This is a genomic window from Billgrantia hypersalina (genome assembly GCF_052584175.1).
On the sequence record NZ_JBMIQI010000010.1, the window covers coordinates 63,290 to 83,952 of the forward strand.

A 20,663-nucleotide genomic window follows, 5' to 3' on the forward strand; every position below is an offset into this window, starting at 1 on the left:
CGATATTCCTCGGTTGTGGCGTGTGGTGCGGGTTCAGCTGGCAGCGGCGCCAAGGGCGATCGGTGTCGCCACGGGCTTCGGCGATGCCGGGCGGGCGTCCAGGCCGGCGTTCTCGTAGAGCGCTTGGAGCCGCGTCTCGGTAAGGCCTTCGGTCTGGCCGTCGTAGTAGAGGCGCCCCTGCTTGAGCGCGATGGCCCGTGTGCAGTAGCGGCGGGCGTAATCGACCTGGTGCAGGGAAACGAGCACGGTGCGGCCATCCTCGACATTGATGCGCTTGAGGATGTCCATGACTTCACGCGCACTGCGCGGGTCGAGCGAGGCGATGGGTTCGTCGGCAAAGATCACGTCGGCGTCCTGCATCAGCACGCGGGCGATGGCCACCCGCTGCATCTGGCCGCCGGAAAGGGTGTTGGCACGTTGTTCGGCGAGTTCGGCCAGGCCGACACGGGCCAGTGCCTGGCGCGCCCGGAGGCGCTCCTCCTCGGTGAAGCGGCCGAGCAATGCCCGCCAACGCGGCATCGAGCCCAGGCGGCCGACGAGCACGTTGGTCAGCACGCTGAGGCGGCCAACGAGATTGAACTGCTGGAAGATATAGCCGCAGCGGCAGCGCTGGGCGCGCGAGCCGCGCAGCAAGCGGCCATCCCGCTGGATGTCGCGATCCATGAGACGGACGCGGCTACCGGCATGACGGTTGGCGGAGGTGAGCCCCACCAGGTGACGCAGCAGCGTGGACTTGCCCGAACCGGACGGCCCGATCAGGGCCACCATCTCGCCGGCCTCGATCTCGAAGCCGACCTCATGGAGTACGTGGGTCTGGCCGAAGCTCTTGCTGAGCCGCTCGACGGCGATGCGGGTGGTTGACATGATGCCCTCCTTTTGCGGATGGCATCAGTGTCGCGGGGTGAGGTTAAGGGAAGTTGTCTAGACAATAACGATTCGGTGACATTTACCCCTCCCCTGGGCCGGCCAGGAAGGGGCAGGCGGCATGCCACGACTTATGAAACAAGCGCTTGCCGCGAGAGAAAGCGCGACTGTCATGGCAATGCCATCGCAGTGTCACGGCAACAGCAAGCGCACGACGTATGGCGAGTCCATCAACCCCGCTGCCGCATCATCCAGCTGTAGACCAGTCCGGCGACGATAAGGGTGACGGCGAAGGCGTAGATGCCCACGGTAATACCGCTGTTCCACAGGATGCTCCAGTCGCCGCCCGAGAGCGACATGGCGCGGCGCATGTTGTACTCCATCTGGCCACCCAGCAGCAGCCCGAGCACCACCGGTACGGCCGGCATCTCGAGCTTGCGCAGCACGTAGCCGAGCACGCCGAAGGCCAGCATCATGTAGAGGTCGAAGGCGCTGTTGCTCAGCGTGTAGACGCCGACGAAGGCCACCATCACCACCATCGGCATCAGAAACCAGCCAGGCGCCTGCAATACCTTGGCGAACAGCCCCACCAGCGGGATATTGAGAATCAGCAGCATCACGTTGCCGATAAAAAGCGCCGCCACCAGGCCCCAGACCATGTCCGGCTGCTGCGAGAACAGCAGCGGCCCGGGTGTGATGTTCATCGACAGCAGCAGCGCCAACAGGATCGCCGTGGTGCCGCTGCCGGGAATGCCCAGCGAGAGCATGGGGATCAGCGAACCGCCCGCGGCGGCATTGTTGCCCGCCTCCGGCGCCGCCACGCCGCGCGGATCGCCCTGGCCGAACGTGCCGCGACGCCCAAGCCAGCGGCGCTCCAGGGTGTAGGAGAGAAAGCTGCCGAGCGCCGCGCCGGCACCCGGCAGCACGCCGGCGACGAAGCCGATGAACGAGCTGCGCCCGATGGTCGGCGCACACCTCCAGGCGCTGCGGATCCCGGGCACCGCCGAACCGACCTTGAGCGTCGGCTTGTCGCTGCCGCGCACGTCCTCGAGAAACACCAGGCATTCCGAAATGGCGAACAGCCCCACCAGGGCAACGATGAAGTCGATGCCGTCGTAGAGCTCGTACCAGCCGAACGTGTAACGCGGCACGCTGCTCACCGAGTCGATGCCCACGGTGCCCAGCAGCAGGCCCAGGCAGGCAGCGAGGAAGCTTTTCACCAGGCTGCCGCTGGTGACGCCGCCAATGGTGGCGAAGGCGAGCACGAACAGCGCGAAGTATTCGGCCGGGCCGAAGCGAATGGCGAAACCCACCAGCAACGGTGCGAAAAGGGTGAGCCCGATGGTCGCCACGGTGGCACCGACGAACGAGGCCACGCCGGAGAGGCCCAGCGCCTCGCCGCCGCGCCCCTTGAGTGCCATGGGGTAGCCGTCGAGCGTGGTCATCACCGCCGGCTCGTCGCCGGGGATATTGAGCAGGATCGAACTGATGCGCCCGCCATACATGCAGCCGTAGTAGATGCTGACCAGCAGGATCAGCGCCGCCGTCGGCGCCAGGCCGAAGTTGAAGGCCAGCGGTATCATCAGCGCCACGCCGTTGACCGGCCCCAGGCCGGGCAGCGCACCCATCAGCGTGCCTACGGCACAACCGATGAGGGCCAGGAAGAGATGCTGGGGTTCGAGCGCCACGGCGAACCCCTGGGCGAGATAGGCCAAAATATCCATCGCGACGCCTTACCAGTGGAGTCCCGGCATGTTGGGTAGCGGCATGCCCAGAATGAATTCGAACAGCAGGTAGAGAGAAGCCGTGAGCAGCGCGCCGCAAACCAGCGAGGCTTTCCAGGTCGCACCGAACAGGCGGATCAACAGCACCATGACGATCAAGCTGGCGGGCAGGAAACCCAGCGGCTTGAGCAGGCCGGCATAGAGGCCGAGCAGCAGCAGCGCCGCCCCCTGCCTGAGCAGGGCGGCGCGCTGCGGCCAGCGCTGATTGACGCCGGGGCGAATCACGAGATAGGCCGCGAACAGCCCCATCGGCACGCTGACGAGACGCGGAAAGGCCCCGGGGCCCACGACCTGGCCGAAGCCGGCCGGGAAGGTATGCGAATACCACCAGGCCCCCACGGCCATGAGCAGCAGCACGACGCCGGCGATACGATCGGCGACGGCGCCCGAGACCTGTTCCGGGTTCGTGACGGGTTCACTCACTCGATGACCCCGATCTCGCGCGACACGGACTCGACTTCATCGATGGTTTCGTAGACGTAGTCGGTGAACTCTTCACCGCCTCGCCACAGCGGCACCAGGCCGTTCTGCTGGGCGGTCTCCTTCCACTCCTCGCTCTGGTACAGCGTCTCGAGGGTCTCGACCATCTCGGCGTAGTCCTCGTCGGAAACCTCGCCGCCGGTGTAGAAGCCGCGCCAGTTGTAGCCGGTCACGTCATAGCCCTGAGACACCGCCGTGGGCAGATCGGCGAAGGGCTCGGGCAAGGGCTCGTCGGAAAGCACCGCCAGCACGCGCACGTCGCCGGACTCGATGAAGCCCGCGATCTCGCCGAGGTCGGTGGATACCATGTCGACATGCCCGCCCATCATCTGGGTCACGGCCGGGCCGCCGCCGTCGAACTGTACCCAGCGCACACTGGCCATCTGCTCGGCCGGCATGCCGGCCTCCTTGGCCACCAGCAACGCCCGGATATGGTCCCAACCGCCGGCGCCGCTCGAGCCGGCCATGGCCACGGCGCCAGGGTCATCGAGCATGGCGTCCAGTAGATCCTCGAGGGTCTCGTAGGGGCTCTCGTCGTCGACCAGAATCACCCCCACGTCGGTCCCCAGCATGGCCAGCCAGCGCATGGTGTCGGCATCGTCGGGGTACTGCCCCTGGGCGATCTGCGTCATGCCCACGGTACTGGTCGCCACGATCAGGTCGCTGTCGTCGGCGCGACTGCTGGAGACGTTGGAGAACGCCACGGCGCCTACGCCGCCCGGCATGTTGGTGACCTGTACATTGCCGTCGGTCAGCTCCAGTTCGCGCAGGAGCTTGGCCACCGAGCGGCAAGTGAAATCCCAGCCGCCGCCGGGGTCGGCCGGAGCGATGCACTCGCTGATCGGCAACGCCTGGCTCGGGGAGCTGACAGCCAGCCCCAGCCCCAGCAGGGCAGAGGCGGCAAAACCGTGACGGACATGCTTGATGGTGCGCATAGTCGAGTCCCTCGTTTGTTGTTGTACCGCTGTTGAGTGGGTGTTGCCGCGCCGGGCCGCCTGGCTCGACGCTTCCTGCAGGTTAGCTTATATGACACCGCGAGCTTGCATCCGGGCAACCTCCGCCTCGTCAACGCCCAGCTCGCGCAGGATGTCGCGCGTATGCTCGCCTAGCCGCGGCGCGGGGTGATGCACGGCCGGCGGCGCCTCGCGCATCTTGACGGGAAAGCCGGTGGCGGGGATGCGCCCCAGTTCGCCCTGGTCGATCTCGATCTTCATTTCCTGGGCCTGGACCTGAGGATCGTCGAAGGTATCGCGCAGGCTATAGACGCGACCGCACGGGACCCCGGCGTCGTTGAGATGCGCGATCCACTCCTCGACGCGGCGCTGGGCGGTGACCCGGTTGATCTGTTCGCGCAGGGCTTCGCGGTGGGCCATGCGTCGCGCGTTATCGGCGAAGCGCTCGTCGTCGAGCAGGTGAAGCAGGCCAAGGGCGCCCAGCAGGCGTTCGACCATGGCATCGCTGCTGGGCGCTATCGCCACCTCGCCGTCAAGGGCACGAAACAGGCCGTAAGGGTAGAGCATGGGATGGTCGTTGCCGGTGCGCGCCGGGATGCGGTCGGTGGCGAAGAATTCCGCCGCCAGGTAGCCCATCATGCCGATCAAGCCATTGGTCAGGGCGGTCTCGAGGATCTCGCCACGGCCGGTCCGCTCGCGTCGCACCAGCGCCGCGCAGATGCCGAAGGCGAGATTCTGGCTGGCCACCATGTCGCTGATCGGAGGGGCGGCGCGCATGGGTTCGCCATCGGGCGGGCCATTGACTCCCATGAAGCCGCTCATGGCCTGGGCGATGAAGTCGTAGGCGGGCCGATCGCGGTAGGGGCCGGTGGAACCGAAGCCGTTGATGCGGCCGACGACCAGGCGAGGATAGCGTTCACGCAGGGTCTCGTCATCGAGGCCCATCCTGTCCAGCACACCGGGGCGGAAGTTTTCGACCAGCACGTCGGCGCTCTCCAGCAGGCGGTGCAGGATCGCCTTGCCCTCGTCGCTGCGCAAGTCGAGCGTCAGCGAACGCTTGTTGCGGTTGAACTGGGCGAAGTACCAGCTGAAGCCGTTGACGATATTGCCCTGCGAGCGCAGCACGTCGCCGCGACCGGGCGGCTCGACCTTGATGACTTCGGCGCCGTGATCGCCGAGTATCTGGGTACAGAACGGTCCCGAGATCACCCGCGTGAGGTCGATCACTCTAATGTTGTCGAGGGCCCCGGGGGCGGAAGACTCGCCCATGCTCAGCCCTTCGCCGTGGCCACGGCAGTGCCGTCGCTAAGCGCCAGCCGCGGGCCCGCCTTGGAAACCTGGGCCGGCAGCGGCCTTCCCATCAGGCGCGTGGCGAGCTGCGCTGCCGCGATCATGCCCTCCAGCTCGATGCCGGTCTCGATGCCCATTTCGCTGAGCAGATAGATCAGGTCTTCGCTGGCAATATTGCCGGTGGCCCCCGGCGCGAAGGGGCAGCCGCCCAGGCCGCCGATCGAACTCTCGTAGCGATCGACGCCAAGCGCCAGCCCCTGCATGACGTTGGCCAGCCCGATGCCGCGGGTATTGTGGAAATGGAGGGTAGGCGCAAGCGAGGGTGCCACCTCGCGCAGATGCTGGATACGCTCGCTGACCAGCGGTGGCGTGGCCATGCCGGTGGTATCGCCCAGCGACACATGGCGCGCGCCGAGATCGGCAAAGTGACGCGCGATGCGCCCCACCGCGGCGACGTCGACGTCGCCTTCGAAGGGGCAGCCGAAGCAGGTGGCAATGGCGCCGCGCAGTTCGATGCCGCTGCCCTCGAGCCGCCGGGCCACCTGCTCGAAGCTCGCCAGCGACTCGGCAACGCTGGCGTTGACGTTCTTGGCGTTATGGCTCTCCGAGGCCGAAACGAACAGCACCACCGAGTCGATGCCGGCCGCCAGGGCCCGCTCGGCGCCGCGCAGGTTCGGCACCAGCGCCGAGAAGTGGACGTCGTTGACGTCGCGCAGAGCCTCGACCAGTTCCGCGGCATCGGCCAGGGCCGGCACCGCCCGTGGACTGACGAAGGAGGTCAGCTCGAACTCGCGGACTCCGGCCGCGACCAGTGCCCGCACCAGGGCGGCCTTGTCCGCTGTGGAGAGGACGACCTTCTCGTTCTGCAGGCCGTCGCGCGGGCCGACTTCGGTAACATGCACCCGCTGGGGGGCGTGAATCGCTTCGGACATGATGGCCGCCATGGGCAGGGACTTTCCCCGACTGTACGAAGCCGGTTCGCTCCGCGGCCATGCGCCTTTCGTTCAATGCATGGATTTCTTGTCGGGGTCGAACGACTCCCCGCTCAGTCGCCGTCGGCCAATGCCGGCAGCAGCACCTTGAGCTTACGGGTCAGGGTGTTGCGCCCCCAGCCCAGCAGCTCGGCGGCCTCGCCCTTGCGCCCGCCGGTGTGCTTCAGCGCGGTCTCGATCAGGATGCGCTCGAAGTCCGGCACGGCCTCTTCCAGCAGATGGGTGTGCCCTGCCGCCAGGGCACGGTCGGCCCAATCGCGGAAGGCGGTACGCCAGTCGCCGCTGGAGGCCTCGCCGCCCTCGCCGTGGCGCAGCTCCGGCGGCAGATCCTCGACCAGGATCTCGCGCCCCGAGGCCATCACCGTCAGCCAGCGACAGGTGTTCTCCAACTGGCGAACGTTGCCCGGCCAGGGCAGTCGAGTCAGGTGGGTTTCGGCATCCTGGGTCAGCACCTTGACGTCGGTGGACAGCTCCTTGGCGGCCTCCGCAAGGAAGTGGCGTGCCAGGCGTGGAATGTCCTCGCGCCGCTCCGCCAGCTTGGGCAGATGGACGCGGATCACGTTGAGGCGGTGGAACAGGTCCTCGCGAAAGCGGCCGTCCTCGACCAGCCGCTCGAGGTTCTGGTGGGTGGCGGCGATGATGCGCACGTCCACCTTGACCGGCGTGTGACCGCCGACCCGGTAGAACTCGCCGTCGGCCAGCACGCGTAGCAGTCGCGTCTGGGTCTCGGCGGGCATGTCGCCGATCTCGTCGAGGAACAGCGTGCCGCCGTTGGCCTGCTCGAAGCGGCCCTGCCGGCTTGCCGTGGCGCCGGTGAAGGCACCCTTCTCGTGGCCGAACAGCTCCGATTCGATCAGATCGCGGGGAATCGCCGCCATGTTGAGGGCAATGAAGGGGTGGCTGGAGCGCGGGCTGTGCTGGTGCAGGGCACGAGCCACCCGCTCCTTGCCTGTCCCCGACTCGCCGTTGATCAGCACCGTGATGTGCGAGTGCGACAGCCGGCCGATGGCGCGGAAGACCTCCTGCATGGCCGGCGCCTCGCCGATGATCTCGGCATCGAGCCCCTCGGGTACGCTGACCGGCCGCTTGCGCTCGCGGGCATGCGCCACCGCTCGGCGCACCAGGGCCAGCGCCTCGTCGACGTCAAACGGCTTGGGCAGGTACTCGAAGGCGCCGCCCTGATAGGACGCCACGGCGCTGTCGAGATCGGAGTGGGCGGTCATCACGATCACCGGCAGGTCGGGGTGCACGTCCCGCACCCGCGACATGAGATCCAGGCCGTCGATGCCCGGCATGCGGATATCGGTCACCAGCACATCGGGGGGATCGTCAAGCAAACGGCTGAGCGCCACGTCGGCCCGGTCGATGCACTCGACCTCGAGATCGGGCTGAGCCAGGGCGCGCTCCAGCACCCAGCGTATGGCGCGGTCGTCGTCGACCACCGCGACACGTGCGACATCAGTCATGACGCCTCTCCAACGGAATAAGCAAACGGAATTCGGTATGCCCGGGGCGGGACTCGCACTCGATGAGCCCCTGATGCTGATGCAGGATGCCCTGGGCAATGGACAATCCCAGTCCACTGCCCTCGGCACGCCCCGATACCATGGGATAGAAAAGGGTTTCCTGAAGACTCTCGGGAACGCCGGGGCCGTTGTCGATCAGCGCCACCTCGCAGACCAGACGGTGACGCTCGGCCCCCAGGGTGAACTGGCGGCGCGCCCGCGTGCGCATCATCAGGCAGGGGGCTTCGGTGTCGGCGCTGGTCATCGCTTCCACCGCGTTGCGCGCCACGTTCAGCACCGCCTGAATCATCTGGGCCTCGTCGCCGGGGAAGTCGGGCAGGCTGGGGTCGTAGTCGCGCTCGATCTTCACGCTAGGCGTCTCGGCCAGCAGCAGGGTGCGCACCCGCTCCAGCACCTTGTGGATGTTGAGCGGCTGATGGCGGGCCACCTGGTTGGGGCCCAACATGCTGTCGACCAGGTCGCGCAGCCGGTCGACCTCCTCGACGATGATTCGCGTGAACTCCTGCAGGGCAGGGTCGTCGAGATCGCGTTCCAGCAGCTGGGCGGCACCGCGAATCCCGCCCAGCGGATTCTTGACCTCGTGGGCCAGCCCGCGCGAGAGGACCTTGATCGCCTCCTGGCGGTTGAGCAGGGCTTCTTCACGCGAGATCCGCAGGAGCCGATCGCGCGGCTCCATCTCCACCAGCAGTTCCGTCGATGAGAGCGGGGTGACCGTATAATCGACCGTGACCAGGGTGGCGCCGAGCAGCGTCAGCCGAACTTCACGCTGGGTGAAGGGATGCTGGTCATCGCGCGCCTTGGCCAACACCCCGACCATGCCATCGTCCTCGGCCAGCAGCGCGGCCAGGCTGAGCCCCTTCACCCGACCCAGGCTGATCGCCAGCAAAGCCTCGGCAGCCGGGTTCATCCAACGCAACCGCAGCTCGTCGTCCAGCAGGATAACGGCCGTGGTGAGGTGTTCCATCAGGCGTCGATACATTTACGACCTTCCCTTGGTAAATGGCGAGGGGGCACGGCGCAGCGCCTGCCTCGTGCAGGCGCATCGACGACCCTCGCCATCGCTGCACCTTCCCCGGGCTCCACATCACAAAGCAAGAAGCGCGCCAACCCTATCTGGCGCAGCATGGCGCCGTTTCGGGGCGGACACACCGTATCATTGCGCACCATAATGGTGCATTAGCAGAACAAGTGCTATATCGGAAGGCATGCACCCTCTCCGCTTCGGTGCAACGCGCGGGAGAGGGAGTTGAAGGGAATGGGAGGAATGTTGGCGGTACGAGGCTCAGCCATCGCTACCGGGCGCAAGCGTGGCATCGGCCCGCTGCACATAGAGGGATACCGGCGCGGTACGATGGCGTATCTGCCCCTGCGCATCGAGCAACTCGGCCTGGAGTTCATATTCACCACGCTCGAGGTTGGTGAGCATGAAGGCCCGGGTATGCATGGCGGTCTGGCTCACGCGGCCGTCGACGAGCAACCGTACCCGGTGGTCGGGGCGTAGCGGCGGCTCGATATCCAGCTCCACCTGCAGGTTGCCGGCATAGCTCGCGGGAAGATCCGCCCCGTGCGGCGGCGACTGGATGCGGAAGGTATCGTAGGGCATGAAAGGCTGGCCCGGCGACTCGCTGGCCCGGGGCGTCACACCCTCGGCCCGCGGCGGCTCGCTCCGCCGACCCTCATCCCGCGAAGGGATCACCGTCAGCGGCGCCAGCTCGACCGGCTCGCCGCCGCGCTCGGGGTCATCGGTGAAGATCACGTTGCCCTGCGCGTCGGTGGTGCGATAGATCGTCGTGGCCAGCGCCTCGTGCACCAGCGCCAGGCTCAGTAGAGACAGCACGATCGCCTTGCCCATGAGGACTCTCCCCTTCGCCGGCGAACCGCGCAGCTCCGCTCCCGGTCGGCCGATGTGCCTATGAACGTCTAACCCCCGCCACTTCGCCACTCAGTGTACGACAAAAAAGGGGCTCCGCGATGCGGAGCCCCTCGTGGCGAGCCAGCGGCCATGCCGCCGGACGCGACAGCTTAGCAGCTGTAGTACATATCGAACTCGATCGGATGCGTGGTCATGCGGATCCGCTCGACGTCTTCCATCTTCAGCTCGATGTAGGCATCGATCATGTCGTCGGTGAACACGCCGCCCTCGGTGAGGAAGGCGCGGTCCTTATCCAACGCCTCCAGGGCCTGGTCCAGGCTATGCGCCACGGTCGGCACCTTCTTGCCCTCTTCCGGCGGCAGGTCGTAGAGGTTCTTATCCATCGCATCGCCGGGGTGGATCTTGTTCTTGATGCCGTCGATACCGGCCATCAGCATGGCGGCGAAGCACAGGTAGGGGTTGGCGGTCGGGTCGGGGAAGCGAAGCTCGACGCGCTTGCCCTTGGGGCTCGCGGTGTACGGGATGCGGATGGAGGCCGAGCGGTTGCGCGCGCTGTAGGCCAGCATGACCGGCGCCTCGAAGCCCGGCACCAGACGCTTGTAGGAGTTGGTGGAAGCGTTGGCAAAGGCGTTCAGGGCACGAGCGTGCTTGATCACGCCACCAATGTAGTAGAGGGCCATTTCAGACAGCCCAGCGTACTGGTCGCCGGCGAACTGGTTCTGGCCATCCTTCCAGAACGACTGGTGCACGTGCATGCCGCTGCCGTTGTCGCCGACCAGCGGCTTGGGCATGAAGGTCGCGGTCTTGCCGTAGGCGTGAGCCACGTTGTGGATCACGTACTTCATTTCCTGAACTTCGTCGGCCTTCTTCACCAGCGTGTTGAACTTCACGCCGATCTCGTTCTGGCCGGCGTTGGCCACCTCGTGGTGGTGCACCTCGACGGTCTGGCCGATGGCTTCCAGGGTGTTGCACATGGCGCCACGGATGTCATGGAAGCTGTCGACCGGGGGCACCGGGAAGTAGCCGCCCTTGACGCGCGGACGGTGCGCCAGGTTGCCGCCCTCGACCTGACGGTCGGTGGACCAGGCGCCCTCTTCGGAGGTGATCTTGTACATGGCACCTTCGATATCGGCCTTCCAGTGCACCTCGTCGAAGATGAAGAACTCGGGCTCGGGTCCGAAGAAGGCGGTATCGCCCAGGCCAGTGGACTGCAGGTAGGCCTCGGCGCGCTTGGCGATGGATCGCGGGTCGCGCTCGTAGCCCTGCATGGTGGCCGGCTCGATGATGTCGCAGCGCAGCACCAGGGTGGCGTCCTCGGTGAACGGGTCGAGGAAGGCGGTGCCGTCTTCCGGACGCAGGATCATGTCGGACTCGTTGATGCCCTTCCAGCCGGAAATCGAGGAGCCGTCGAACATCTGGCCGTTCTCGAAGAATTCCTCGTCCACGTCACGGGCCGGAATGGTGACGTGCTGTTCCTTGCCCCGCGTGTCGGTGAAGCGCAGGTCCACCCACTTCACATCGTGTTCTTCGATCAGGGCGAGAGTCTTGGCTGACATGTATGTCCTCCGTTTGAGCTGTGGCTCGATTCGTTTGGCTGAAGACCACTGGCGCTGGTTGAATCCAGCGCCTGTTGTAGCACGCTGTGGGCCAGGCTGCCCACGATCGCCATGCAGGGCATGGAGAGCTGACCGTCTTGATGCAGAAGCCGTGCCAAAATTGCACCAAGCAAGACCTGGATTAGGCTACTTTTTGTTTTGAAAGGGAAATAAACCACCGCCGACTGCACCTCATTGCACCAGGCCCGCCCTCAGCCTGACGCAGGTACCAAGAAAGCGCAAAAAAGAGCACCGCTTTGGTGCATGGAGAATGGATATGCACCAAGAAAGAGCGAACGAAGGAGGAGGGGGAGCAGCGCGCCGGGATCAGCCGCCGTGGAACACAACGCGGGCCTGGCAGGCGCGCAGCCGTTCGAGCAGATCGGGCAGCGCATCGCAGCCCAGCTGCGGGTCGAAGCCGCCGATACGCTCGAACCATTCGCGAGCCACCCAGAAGGTATCTCGGGGAGAGGTCTTGTGCAGCCAGCTCCACCATCGCCTCGTACGACGCTGGCGATACAGCGGAGAGACGGCAGCATCCCATTTCCTGCCCAATTCGAACTCCGCCATCCGCTGGCTCAACCAATCAATGGCATGGCACGCCCCGAGCCCGGGAAACATCAACACCTCCCCATGGCTGGCCCCAACGGCCGCGTTCAAACGTCGCCCCAAGGTCGGCGCACTGCACGGCAGCAGTATCGCCTGGTGGCGACGAGCCAGATCCGGCAGGCGCCGGTCGCCGGTATCATCCACCAGCAGCAGCTCATATCCGCCTTGCCACTGTCTTGCCGCCTGCCCGAGGCTGAGCAGGTTGTGAGGCAGTTGCGCTCCTGCGGTTCGGGCATCGAGGAAGACGCTGGGTAAAGTCATCGCTCAGGCTCCACGAAGAGAGGGCTAACCGACCGGCACGCGGAAGGAAGTTACGAACTGTGTGGATTAAGTTTAGAAAAGTATACAGATGTACCCTTGCTGAATTTTTCCCCACTGCGTTGTCCAACTCTTGCCCGGTTGCAAGGGCTGGCGTTAGTGTCCGGGCTCCTCAAGCTGAGGGGAACGCACCACGCCGCGGGCTGATAGCGCTATAATGCGAGGTTGTGCTATTCCCCTTCCCCGCTTATCTGTACAATGCGCCACCACTCCCCTACCCCGCGCCTAGGGTACGTCTTTGAGATGTGTACATAGGTGCGTACCTGTTGATGAGTCACCCCCCTATGAACACAGCTGTAACCCCCTCTCGTATCGAGAGTTTGCGCAACATTGCCATCATCGCCCACGTCGACCACGGCAAGACCACCCTGGTCGACAAGCTCCTGAGCCAATCCGGCACGCTGGACCGCAAGGCCGAGGGGCAGGAGCGGATCATGGACTCCAACGACCAGGAAAAGGAACGCGGCATCACCATCCTGGCCAAGAACACCGCGATCCGCTGGCAGGACGGCAATGGCCGCGATTACCACATCAATATCGTCGACACTCCCGGGCACGCCGACTTCGGCGGCGAAGTGGAGCGAGTGATGTCGATGGTCGATTCGGTACTGCTGCTGGTGGATGCCGTCGACGGCCCCATGCCGCAGACCCGCTTCGTGACCCAGAAGGCCTTTGCCCAGGGTCTCAAGCCGATCGTGGTGGTGAACAAGATCGACCGCCCCGGCGCTCGTCCCGACTGGGTCATCGACCAGATCTTCGACCTGTTCGACAACCTCGGCGCCACTGACGAGCAGCTCGACTTCCCCATCGTCTACTGCTCGGCGCTCAACGGCATCGCCGGCATGGATCCGGACACGCTGGCCGAAGACATGTCGCCCATGTTCCAGGCCATCGTCGACATCGTCGAACCGCCGGCGGTCGAGCTCGACGGCCCGTTCCAGATGCAGATCTCGGCGCTGGACTACTCCAGCTACGTGGGCGTCATCGGCCTTGGCCGCATCAAGCGCGGCTCGGTCAAGCCCAACCAGACGATCACCGTGATCGGCACCGACGGCAAGACCCGCAAGGGCAAGGTCGGCCAGGTCATGACCCATATGGGCCTGGAGCGGGTGCAGACCGAACTCGCCACCGCCGGCGACATCGTCTGCATCACCGGCATCGACGAGCTCTCGATCTCCGATACCCTGTGCGACCCGGCCGCCGTCGAGGCACTGCCGCCGCTGTCGGTCGACGAGCCCACCGTCTCCATGACCTTCCAGGTCAACGACTCGCCGTTCGCCGGCCGCGACGGCAAGTACGTCACCAGCCGCAACATCAAGGATCGCCTCGAGCAGGAGCTGATCCACAACGTGGCGCTGCGCGTGGAGCAGGGCGAGAGCCCCGAGAAGTTCAAGGTCTCCGGCCGCGGCGAGCTGCACCTGTCGGTGCTGATCGAAACCATGCGCCGCGAGGGCTTCGAGCTGGCAGTGGGCCGCCCCGAGGTGATCATCAAGGAGATCGACGGCGTCAGGCAGGAGCCGTACGAAGAGGTCATTATCGACTGCGAGGAGCAGCATCAGGGCGCTATCATGGAGGAGCTCGGCTACCGCAAGGGCGAGCTGACCAACATGAACCCCGACGGCAAGGGCCGCGTGCGCCTGGACTTCATCATCCCGGCGCGCGGGCTGATCGGCTTCCGCGGCCAGTTCCTGACCCTGACCTCGGGCACCGGCATCCTCACCAGCCGCTTCGATCACTACGGCGCGCTCAAGCCCGACGCCGCCATCGAGCGTCGCAACGGTGTACTGGTGTCGATGGTCGACGGCAAGGCGCTGGCCTACGCGCTGTACGCCCTGCAGGAGCGCGGCAAGCTGATCATCGACCACGGCACCGAGGTCTATGAAGGCATGCTGGTGGGCATCCACAACCGCGCCAACGACCTGGTGGTCAACCCCACCAAGGGCAAGAAGCTCGACAACATGCGTGCCTCGGGCAACGACGAGAACATCGTCCTGACGCCGCCGGTGAAGTTCAGTCTGGAACAGGCCATCGAGTTTCTCGACGACGACGAGCTGGTGGAGATCACGCCCAACCACATCCGCCTGCGCAAGAAGTACCTCAAGGAGCACGAGCGCAAGCGCGCCAAGAAGTAAGCCTCGCTCGCTTCTCCACGACACCCGCCGCCCTGGCGGGTGTCGTCGTTTACGACTGGCAGGCAGTGCAGCGTTCTTCCATCACCCTGGCTACCCTTGAAGGGAATCCTCATCCAGGGAGAACCGATATGCACAAGCACGTGGAATGGGACGACCCCGGCGCCGATAGCGTGATGCGCCATTATGAGCGCAATCCCCAGGGCTACTCCGAGCCGGGGCGCGGCGACATTCTCTCGGCCCGCTATCAGGGCAAGGTGGTCCGTGTGAAGGTCGAGGCCTACGTCGACGGCACCAGCATCGGCGACGTGGTCGCCATTATCGAGCCGCACAGCGGCAAACGGCGCAAGCTGTTCGGCAAGCTTGCCCTGGGCGATACGGTGAGGTTGCCTGACGCCAGCCGCGCCTTCGAGCCGCGGCCGGCCGACATATCCAAGGAGGACGAGGAGCCGCAGTGACTTCCACGAACGCCTGCCCCGGTCACCTGCCGCTCCCAACGTATCCTTAACGTTCGTCTACTGGCCATGATGCGGGTTCTGTCGCACAGTGTACGCGCCATTCGACCGGCCCCACCCAACCGGAACCCAGTGACCACAATCGTAGGCCCACAAGGCCACAAGACGAGCTTTCGGATTCTCAATGAGCACGCATAACGTCTGGACACACAAGGGCACCTTCCTGCTGGCTGCGGTCGGCTCGGCGGTGGGGCTGGGCAACCTGTGGCGCTTCCCCTACCTGACCGGCGAGAACGGCGGCGGCGCCTTCATCTTGATCTACGCATTGACCATCTTCGCCGTCGGCATTCCCATCCTGATCGCCGAGACCATGCTCGGCCGCGCCAGCCGTCGAAGCCCGATCATGGGCATGCGTTTCCTGACCCGCACGCACAAGACCTACCGCGGTTGGGAGATGATCGGCTGGCTGGGTGCCGCCTCGGCCTTCCTGATACTGAGCTTCTACTCGGTGATCGCCGGCTGGGCGATCCACTACACCTGGCAGATGCTGACCGGTTCGCTGGTCGGCGCCGACGCCGCTACCATCGGTGCCGGCTTCGACGCGCTGCTGGCCTCGCCGAGCCTGCTCACGCTCTACCACACCCTCTTCATTATCGCCTCGGGGCTGATCGTGGCCATGGGCATCCACAAGGGCATCGAAAGCGGGCTGCGCATCATGATGCCGGCGCTGTTCGCGATTCTGCTGGTGGTGCTCGCCTACGGTGTCGTCAACGGCGATTTCGCGGCCGCCGCCAGCTTCCTGTTCACCTTCAACCTGAGCGACCTGAGCCTGGAGGGCTGGCTGCAGGCAATGGGGCAATCGTTCTTTACCCTGAGCCTCGGCATGGGCGCGATCATGGCCTATGGCGCCTACATGGCCAGCGACGCTTCGTTGAGCCGCACCGCCTTCGCCATCGCCTTCGTCGATACCGCCGTGGCCATGGTGGCGGGCCTGGCGATCTTCTCGCTGGTGTTCGGCGCCGGCCTGGACGCCGGTGCCGGGCCGGGGCTGATGTTCGTGACGCTGCCACTGGCCTTCGCCGAGATGCCCTTCGGCGGGTTGATCGGCGGGGTGTTCTTCATCCTGGTGCTGGGGGCGGCCATCAGCTCGTCGATCTCGTTGATCGAGCCGGTAGCCGCCTTCCTCGTCGAACGCTTCGACCTCACCCGCCCCCAGGCGGTGTTCGCCATGGTGGTGGCCAGCTGGGCGATGGGCCTGCTGACGGTGGTCAGCTTCAACCAGTGGGCCGATGCCAGCCCCTTCCACGCCCTGTTCGGCCGCAGCGCCTTCGACTTCATCGAGCTTCTGACCAATATCTTCATGCCGCTGGGAGGTATGCTCATCGCGCTGTTCGCCGGCTGGGCGCTGACGCACTCCGAGGTGATGAAGGAGATGCGCACCAGCGAGTCCTGGTTCAAGACATGGCGCTTCCTGGTCCGCTTCGTGGCACCGGCCGCGGTCGCCTTCGTGTTCCTGCGTACCATCCCGCAGGTGGAGGGCTACCTGATTCCCGCCATCGGCGCGCTGATCATCGTCGGCGCCTTCGCCGCCGGGCGTACCTTTCTGCCCGGGAACGACCAGACGCCGTGACAACGGAACCTTGCCGTCGCCCCCGGGCGGCGGCTCGAGATACGCCGCTCGGCCTCGCGCCAAACGCAGGGTCGGGCGCATAACAAAGATATAAAAAGTGCAGGAACCAACATGCCATCCATCATCGACGTCAGGCACGTCAACAAGGCCTTCGGTGGCCTCAAGGTCATCAACGACTGTTCCATTCAGGTCGAAAAGGGCTCCATCACGGGGCTGATCGGCCCCAACGGCGCCGGCAAGTCGACCCTGTTCAATATCATTGCCGGCGCCCTGCCGCTCGACAGCGGCCAGATCCTGCTCGACGGCGAGGACATCACCAATCGCCCCGCCAATGCGCTGTTCCACAAGGGCCTGCTGCGCACCTTCCAGATCGCCCACGAGTTCTCCCATATGACGGCACTGGAGAACCTGATGATGGTGCCGCCCCAGCAGGCTGGGGAGAGCCTCTTCGACGCCTGGCTCAAGCCGGGCCTGGTGCGTCGTGAGGAGGCCGAAGTACGGCGGCGGGCGCTCGAGGTGATCGACTTCATCGGCCTGCACCACGTGCGCAACGAACTGGCCGGCAACCTCTCCGGCGGACAGAAGAAGCTGCTGGAGCTTGGCCGCACCATGATGACAGACGCTCGCGTGGTGCTGCTCGACGAGATTGCCGCCGGGGTCAACCGCACGCTGCTGGGCGACCTGGTGAGCAACATCGAACGGCTCAACCGCGAGATGGGCTACACCTTCCTGGTCATCGAGCATGACATGGACATGATCGCACGCCTGTGCGACCCGGTGATCGTGCTGGCCCAGGGCAGCGTGATGGTCGAGGGCACCATCGAGGAGATCCAGAACAATCCTCAGGTGATCGAAGCCTATTTCGGCTCCACCGCCGCCTGAGGGTGGCGCCACGCCTGGCCAGGCGCTACGACCGACAAGAAAAAGCCAACGACAGCGCAGAGAATCCAAGATGCCACTACTCGAAGCACGCGACGTGCATGGCGGCTACGGCGGCATGAACATCCTCAACGGGGTGAACATGACGATCGAGGCCGACGAGGTCGGTGTGATCGTCGGCCCCAACGGCGCCGGCAAGTCCACCATGCTCAAGGCCATCTTCGGCCTGCTCACCGTCAACCAGGGCGAGATCCTGCTGCGCGGCGAGCCGATCCACAACCTGCCGCCCAACAAGCTGGTACAGAAGGGCATGGGCTTCGTACCGCAGGAGAAGAACGTCTTCCCCAGCCTCTCGGTGAAGGAAAACCTGGAGATGGGCGCCTTCCTCAAGCCGGGTAACGTCAAGCGCATGCTCAAGCAGGTCTACGACTTCTTCCCGCCGCTCTACGACAAACGCCACCAGCCCGCCGGTGAACTTTCCGGCGGCCAGCGCCAGATGGTCGCCATGGGCCGCGCACTGATGGCCGAGCCCGACGTGCTGCTGCTCGACGAACCCACGGCCGGCCTCTCCCCGCTCTACATGAACGAGATCTTCGAGCGGGTGAAGGAGATCAACGCTGCCGGCGTGGGCATCCTCATGGTCGAGCAGAATGCCAAGCAGGCCCTGGCCATCGCCGACAAGGGTTTCGTCCTTGCCGCCGGCCAGAATCGCTTCACCGATACCGGCGCTGCGCTGCTCGCCGACCCGGAAGTGGCCAAGAGCTTCCTGGGCGGTTGAGCCCGGAGCCCGTACTGGAGAGTGAGTCGTGAACGAACTGGTTTTCTTCATCAACAACGTGATCGTCGCCGGCAGCGTGACCGGCTCGATCTACGCCATCGGCGCCATCGGCGTGACGCTGATCTTCAGCATCATGCGCTTCGCCCACTTTGCCCATGCCGACATGATGACCTTCGGCGCCTTCATGGTGCTGCTGCTGACGCTGGCCTTCCCCGGCGTGGGTAGCGTCGTGGGGCTGCCCACGCCCGTGGTCATGCTGCCATTGGCCATCGTGCTTACCGCCCTGCTGGCTGTCGGCATCGACAAGGCGTTCTACAAACCGCTGCGGGCCCATGGCGTCAAACCCATCGTCATGGTCATCGGCTCGCTGGGCGTGACCCTGATGCTGCAGGGGCTGATTCGCCTGTTCTCCGGCACCAGCACCCAGAACCTCTATCTGGCCGGTGAGCGCAAGGAGATCTACCGCCTCGCCCTACCGTTCGAGGGCGTGCGGGCGCCGGTCGTGATCACCGAACCTCAGATCATCCTCTTCGTGATCACCATTGCTGCCGTGGTGGGGCTGCATCTGTTCCTCAACCGTACGCGGCTGGGCAAGGCGATGCGCGCCATGTCCGATAACCCCGACCTGGCGCGGGCCTCGGGCATCAATACCAACAGCATCGTGGCGGTCACCTGGGTGATCGCCGGTGGCCTGGCAGCCATTGCCGGCACCCTGCTCTCGCTCGACGTGACCTTCAAGCCCGACCTGAGCTTTTTCCTGCTGCTGCCGATCTTCGCCGCGGCCATCGTCGGCGGCGTGGGCCATCCCTACGGTGCCATCGCCGGCGGCTTCGTGGTGGGCTTCGCCGAAACACTGGCGGTGTTCAATTGGGCGGTACTGCTGCGCCCCTTCCGCGACAGCCTGCCCGAGTGGCTGGCCCAGGCCGGCAACCTCGCCTTCGTCGGCACCGAATACAAGATCGTGGTGCCCTTCTTCATTTTGGTGGCGATCCTGGTGTGGCGCCCTACCGGCATCTTCAAGGGGAAGGTGATCTGATGAGCACACAACAACCTACCGCACGCGAACGCCGCACCGATACGGTGGCCACACCCTCGCGCTTCCCGCTGCGTGAAGTCATGCTGTTCGGCGCCCTGCTGGCGGTGATCCTCGGCATCTACGCGGTGATGGGAACCGCCTACAGCACGCGCATGCTGGTGGAAGCCGCCTGCTATGCCATCCTGGCCCTGGGACTGACGATTCAGTGGGGCTATGCCGGCCAGTTCAATGCCGGCGTGATGGGCTTCGTGGCCCTGGGGGGCTTTTCCGCCATGTTCCTCAGCGTGCCGGTCAACGACGCCTTCTGGAACACTGAACTGCCCGGCGAACTGGGCCGTGTCCTGCTCTATGGCGCGGCCGCAGCGCTGCTGGTGTACGGCGCCACCAAGCTCGACCGTCTCGGCCTGCCACGGAAGTTACGCACCTTTGTCGCCATCGTGCTCGCCGTGGTGCTCTACCTGGCCATCGTCAGCATGCTTCGGGAAATCGCCGGCGAGATCGAGTCTCGCGCCGGCTTCATCGGCGGCCTGGGACTGCCCGCCTGGACCGGCTGGATCGTCGGCGGTGCACTGGCCGGAGGCGTCGGCTACTTCATCGGTCGGATCTGCCTGGGGCTGCGCAGCGACTACCTGGCCATCGCCACCCTGGGCATCGCCGAGATCATCAAGGCGTTCCTCAAGAACTCCGACTGGCTGACCCGCGGCACCGCCACCGTCTCACCGCTGCCCTGGCCCACACCGGGTCCCAGCACGCTGGGCTTCACCCTCGCCAGGGCGGTGTACCTGTCGCTTACCGCGGTCATGATCGCGGTGATCTTCTTCCTGCTGCACCGCGCCTACCATGCCCCCTGGGGTCGCATGATCCGCGCCATCCGCGACAACGAAATCTCCGCCGCGGCGATGGGCAAGGACATCAACCGGCGCCGCCTGGAGATCTTCGTGCTGGGCTGCATCCTGATGGGGGTCGGTGGCGGCGTACTGGCCTCGTTCAACAGCATCTTCGACCCCAACGGCTACCTACCGTTGAACCACACGTTCCTGGTGCTGGTCATGGTGATCCTGGGTGGGCCCGGCAACAACCTGGGCACCATCTTCGGCGCCGTGGCGGTCTACATCATCTGGCTCATGTCCGAGCCGCTGGCGCTGTTCCTGATGCACGGGGCCGCGGCGATCGGCGAGGGCTGGTTCGGCTGGGAACCGCCGGGCAACCTCGATAGTCGCGCCCTTCAGGCCCGGGTGTTCGTGATCGGCCTGTTGATCACCCTGGTGCTGCGCTTCGCGCCGCAGGGGTTGATACCCGAGAAGGTCAAGCACCACGGTTAGAGAGGGTAGATTTGTACGACATAAATCTGCACCCTCTCTATAAGTTTACATTTATAAAGAAGGGCCTCGGCAGTTGAACTGCACCCCGAAAGTTGGACACCCAATCCAACCTTCGGGGTGTTTCTATGAGGAAGCGATACGACGAGAGGT

Annotated in this window: 18 protein-coding genes; 7 read left to right on the plus strand and 11 right to left on the minus strand. The window is 65.3% G+C overall.

Features of this window, described 5'->3' with window-relative positions; genetic code table 11:
* Positions 1-33: 33 nt before the first annotated feature.
* From phnC to ACOJCM_RS06970, 11 genes are all read right to left on the minus strand, one after another.
* A complete protein-coding gene (gene phnC / locus ACOJCM_RS06920) occupies positions 34-864 on the minus strand; it encodes a phosphonate ABC transporter ATP-binding protein (protein ID WP_445211337.1) in 831 nt (276 codons plus the stop codon).
* 230 nt (positions 865-1,094) lie between these two features.
* Positions 1,095-2,588 (minus strand): tripartite tricarboxylate transporter permease, encoded by a 1,494-nt coding sequence (locus ACOJCM_RS06925; RefSeq protein WP_445211338.1) that lies wholly within the window; start codon positions 2,586-2,588, stop codon positions 1,095-1,097.
* A gap of 9 nt (positions 2,589-2,597) precedes the next feature.
* Positions 2,598-3,071, minus strand: a complete 474-nt coding sequence (locus tag ACOJCM_RS06930) for a tripartite tricarboxylate transporter TctB family protein (RefSeq protein WP_445211339.1) — start codon at positions 3,069-3,071, stop codon at positions 2,598-2,600.
* Complete coding sequence (locus tag ACOJCM_RS06935) at positions 3,068-4,063, minus strand: Bug family tripartite tricarboxylate transporter substrate binding protein (RefSeq protein ID WP_445211340.1); 996 nt, start codon at positions 4,061-4,063, stop codon at positions 3,068-3,070. Before ACOJCM_RS06935 ends, ACOJCM_RS06930 begins: the two co-directional genes overlap by 4 nt.
* Positions 4,064-4,150: 87 nt before the next feature.
* Positions 4,151-5,350 (minus strand): CaiB/BaiF CoA transferase family protein, encoded by a 1,200-nt coding sequence (locus ACOJCM_RS06940; protein WP_445211341.1) that lies wholly within the window; start codon positions 5,348-5,350, stop codon positions 4,151-4,153.
* A gap of 2 nt (positions 5,351-5,352) precedes the next feature.
* Complete coding sequence (locus ACOJCM_RS06945; protein ID WP_445211342.1) at positions 5,353-6,303, minus strand: hydroxymethylglutaryl-CoA lyase; 951 nt, start codon at positions 6,301-6,303, stop codon at positions 5,353-5,355.
* Between the two features lie 113 nt (positions 6,304-6,416).
* On the minus strand, positions 6,417-7,829 hold the full coding sequence (glnG, locus tag ACOJCM_RS06950) for a nitrogen regulation protein NR(I) (protein WP_445211343.1): 1,413 nt from the start codon (positions 7,827-7,829) through the stop codon (positions 6,417-6,419).
* Positions 7,822-8,868, minus strand: coding sequence for a nitrogen regulation protein NR(II) (glnL, locus tag ACOJCM_RS06955; protein ID WP_445211344.1), 1,047 nt, complete (start codon positions 8,866-8,868; stop codon positions 7,822-7,824). The genes glnG and glnL overlap by 8 nt, the downstream gene beginning before the upstream one ends.
* Before the next feature lie 303 nt (positions 8,869-9,171).
* Positions 9,172-9,741 (minus strand): DUF4124 domain-containing protein, encoded by a 570-nt coding sequence (locus ACOJCM_RS06960; protein WP_445211345.1) that lies wholly within the window; start codon positions 9,739-9,741, stop codon positions 9,172-9,174.
* A gap of 170 nt (positions 9,742-9,911) precedes the next feature.
* Positions 9,912-11,318, minus strand: a complete 1,407-nt coding sequence (glnA, locus tag ACOJCM_RS06965) for a glutamate--ammonia ligase (RefSeq protein WP_445211346.1) — start codon at positions 11,316-11,318, stop codon at positions 9,912-9,914.
* 366 nt (positions 11,319-11,684) lie between these two features.
* Positions 11,685-12,227, minus strand: a complete 543-nt coding sequence (locus ACOJCM_RS06970; protein WP_445211347.1) for a hypothetical protein — start codon at positions 12,225-12,227, stop codon at positions 11,685-11,687.
* A 341-nt stretch (positions 12,228-12,568) separates the two neighbouring features.
* On the opposite strand from ACOJCM_RS06970, the gene typA reads away from it, so the two are divergent.
* The 7 genes from typA to ACOJCM_RS07005 all read left to right on the plus strand — a co-directional run bounded on the left by typA (position 12,569) and on the right by ACOJCM_RS07005 (position 20,513).
* Positions 12,569-14,416 (plus strand): translational GTPase TypA, encoded by a 1,848-nt coding sequence (gene typA / locus ACOJCM_RS06975; RefSeq protein ID WP_445211348.1) that lies wholly within the window; start codon positions 12,569-12,571, stop codon positions 14,414-14,416.
* Between the two features lie 128 nt (positions 14,417-14,544).
* Complete coding sequence (locus ACOJCM_RS06980) at positions 14,545-14,871, plus strand: hypothetical protein (protein ID WP_445211349.1); 327 nt, start codon at positions 14,545-14,547, stop codon at positions 14,869-14,871.
* Between the two features lie 181 nt (positions 14,872-15,052).
* On the plus strand, positions 15,053-16,498 hold the full coding sequence (locus tag ACOJCM_RS06985; protein WP_445211350.1) for a sodium-dependent transporter: 1,446 nt from the start codon (positions 15,053-15,055) through the stop codon (positions 16,496-16,498).
* A 111-nt stretch (positions 16,499-16,609) separates the two neighbouring features.
* On the plus strand, positions 16,610-17,380 hold the full coding sequence (locus ACOJCM_RS06990; protein ID WP_445211351.1) for an ABC transporter ATP-binding protein: 771 nt from the start codon (positions 16,610-16,612) through the stop codon (positions 17,378-17,380).
* Between the two features lie 70 nt (positions 17,381-17,450).
* A complete protein-coding gene (locus ACOJCM_RS06995) occupies positions 17,451-18,155 on the plus strand; it encodes an ABC transporter ATP-binding protein (RefSeq protein WP_445211352.1) in 705 nt (234 codons plus the stop codon).
* 28 nt (positions 18,156-18,183) lie between these two features.
* Entirely contained in the window at positions 18,184-19,191 is a 1,008-nt protein-coding gene (locus ACOJCM_RS07000; protein WP_445211353.1) for a branched-chain amino acid ABC transporter permease, read from the plus strand.
* Positions 19,191-20,513, plus strand: a complete 1,323-nt coding sequence (locus ACOJCM_RS07005; protein WP_445211354.1) for a branched-chain amino acid ABC transporter permease — start codon at positions 19,191-19,193, stop codon at positions 20,511-20,513. The genes ACOJCM_RS07000 and ACOJCM_RS07005 overlap by 1 nt, the downstream gene beginning before the upstream one ends.
* Positions 20,514-20,663 lie beyond the last annotated feature (150 nt).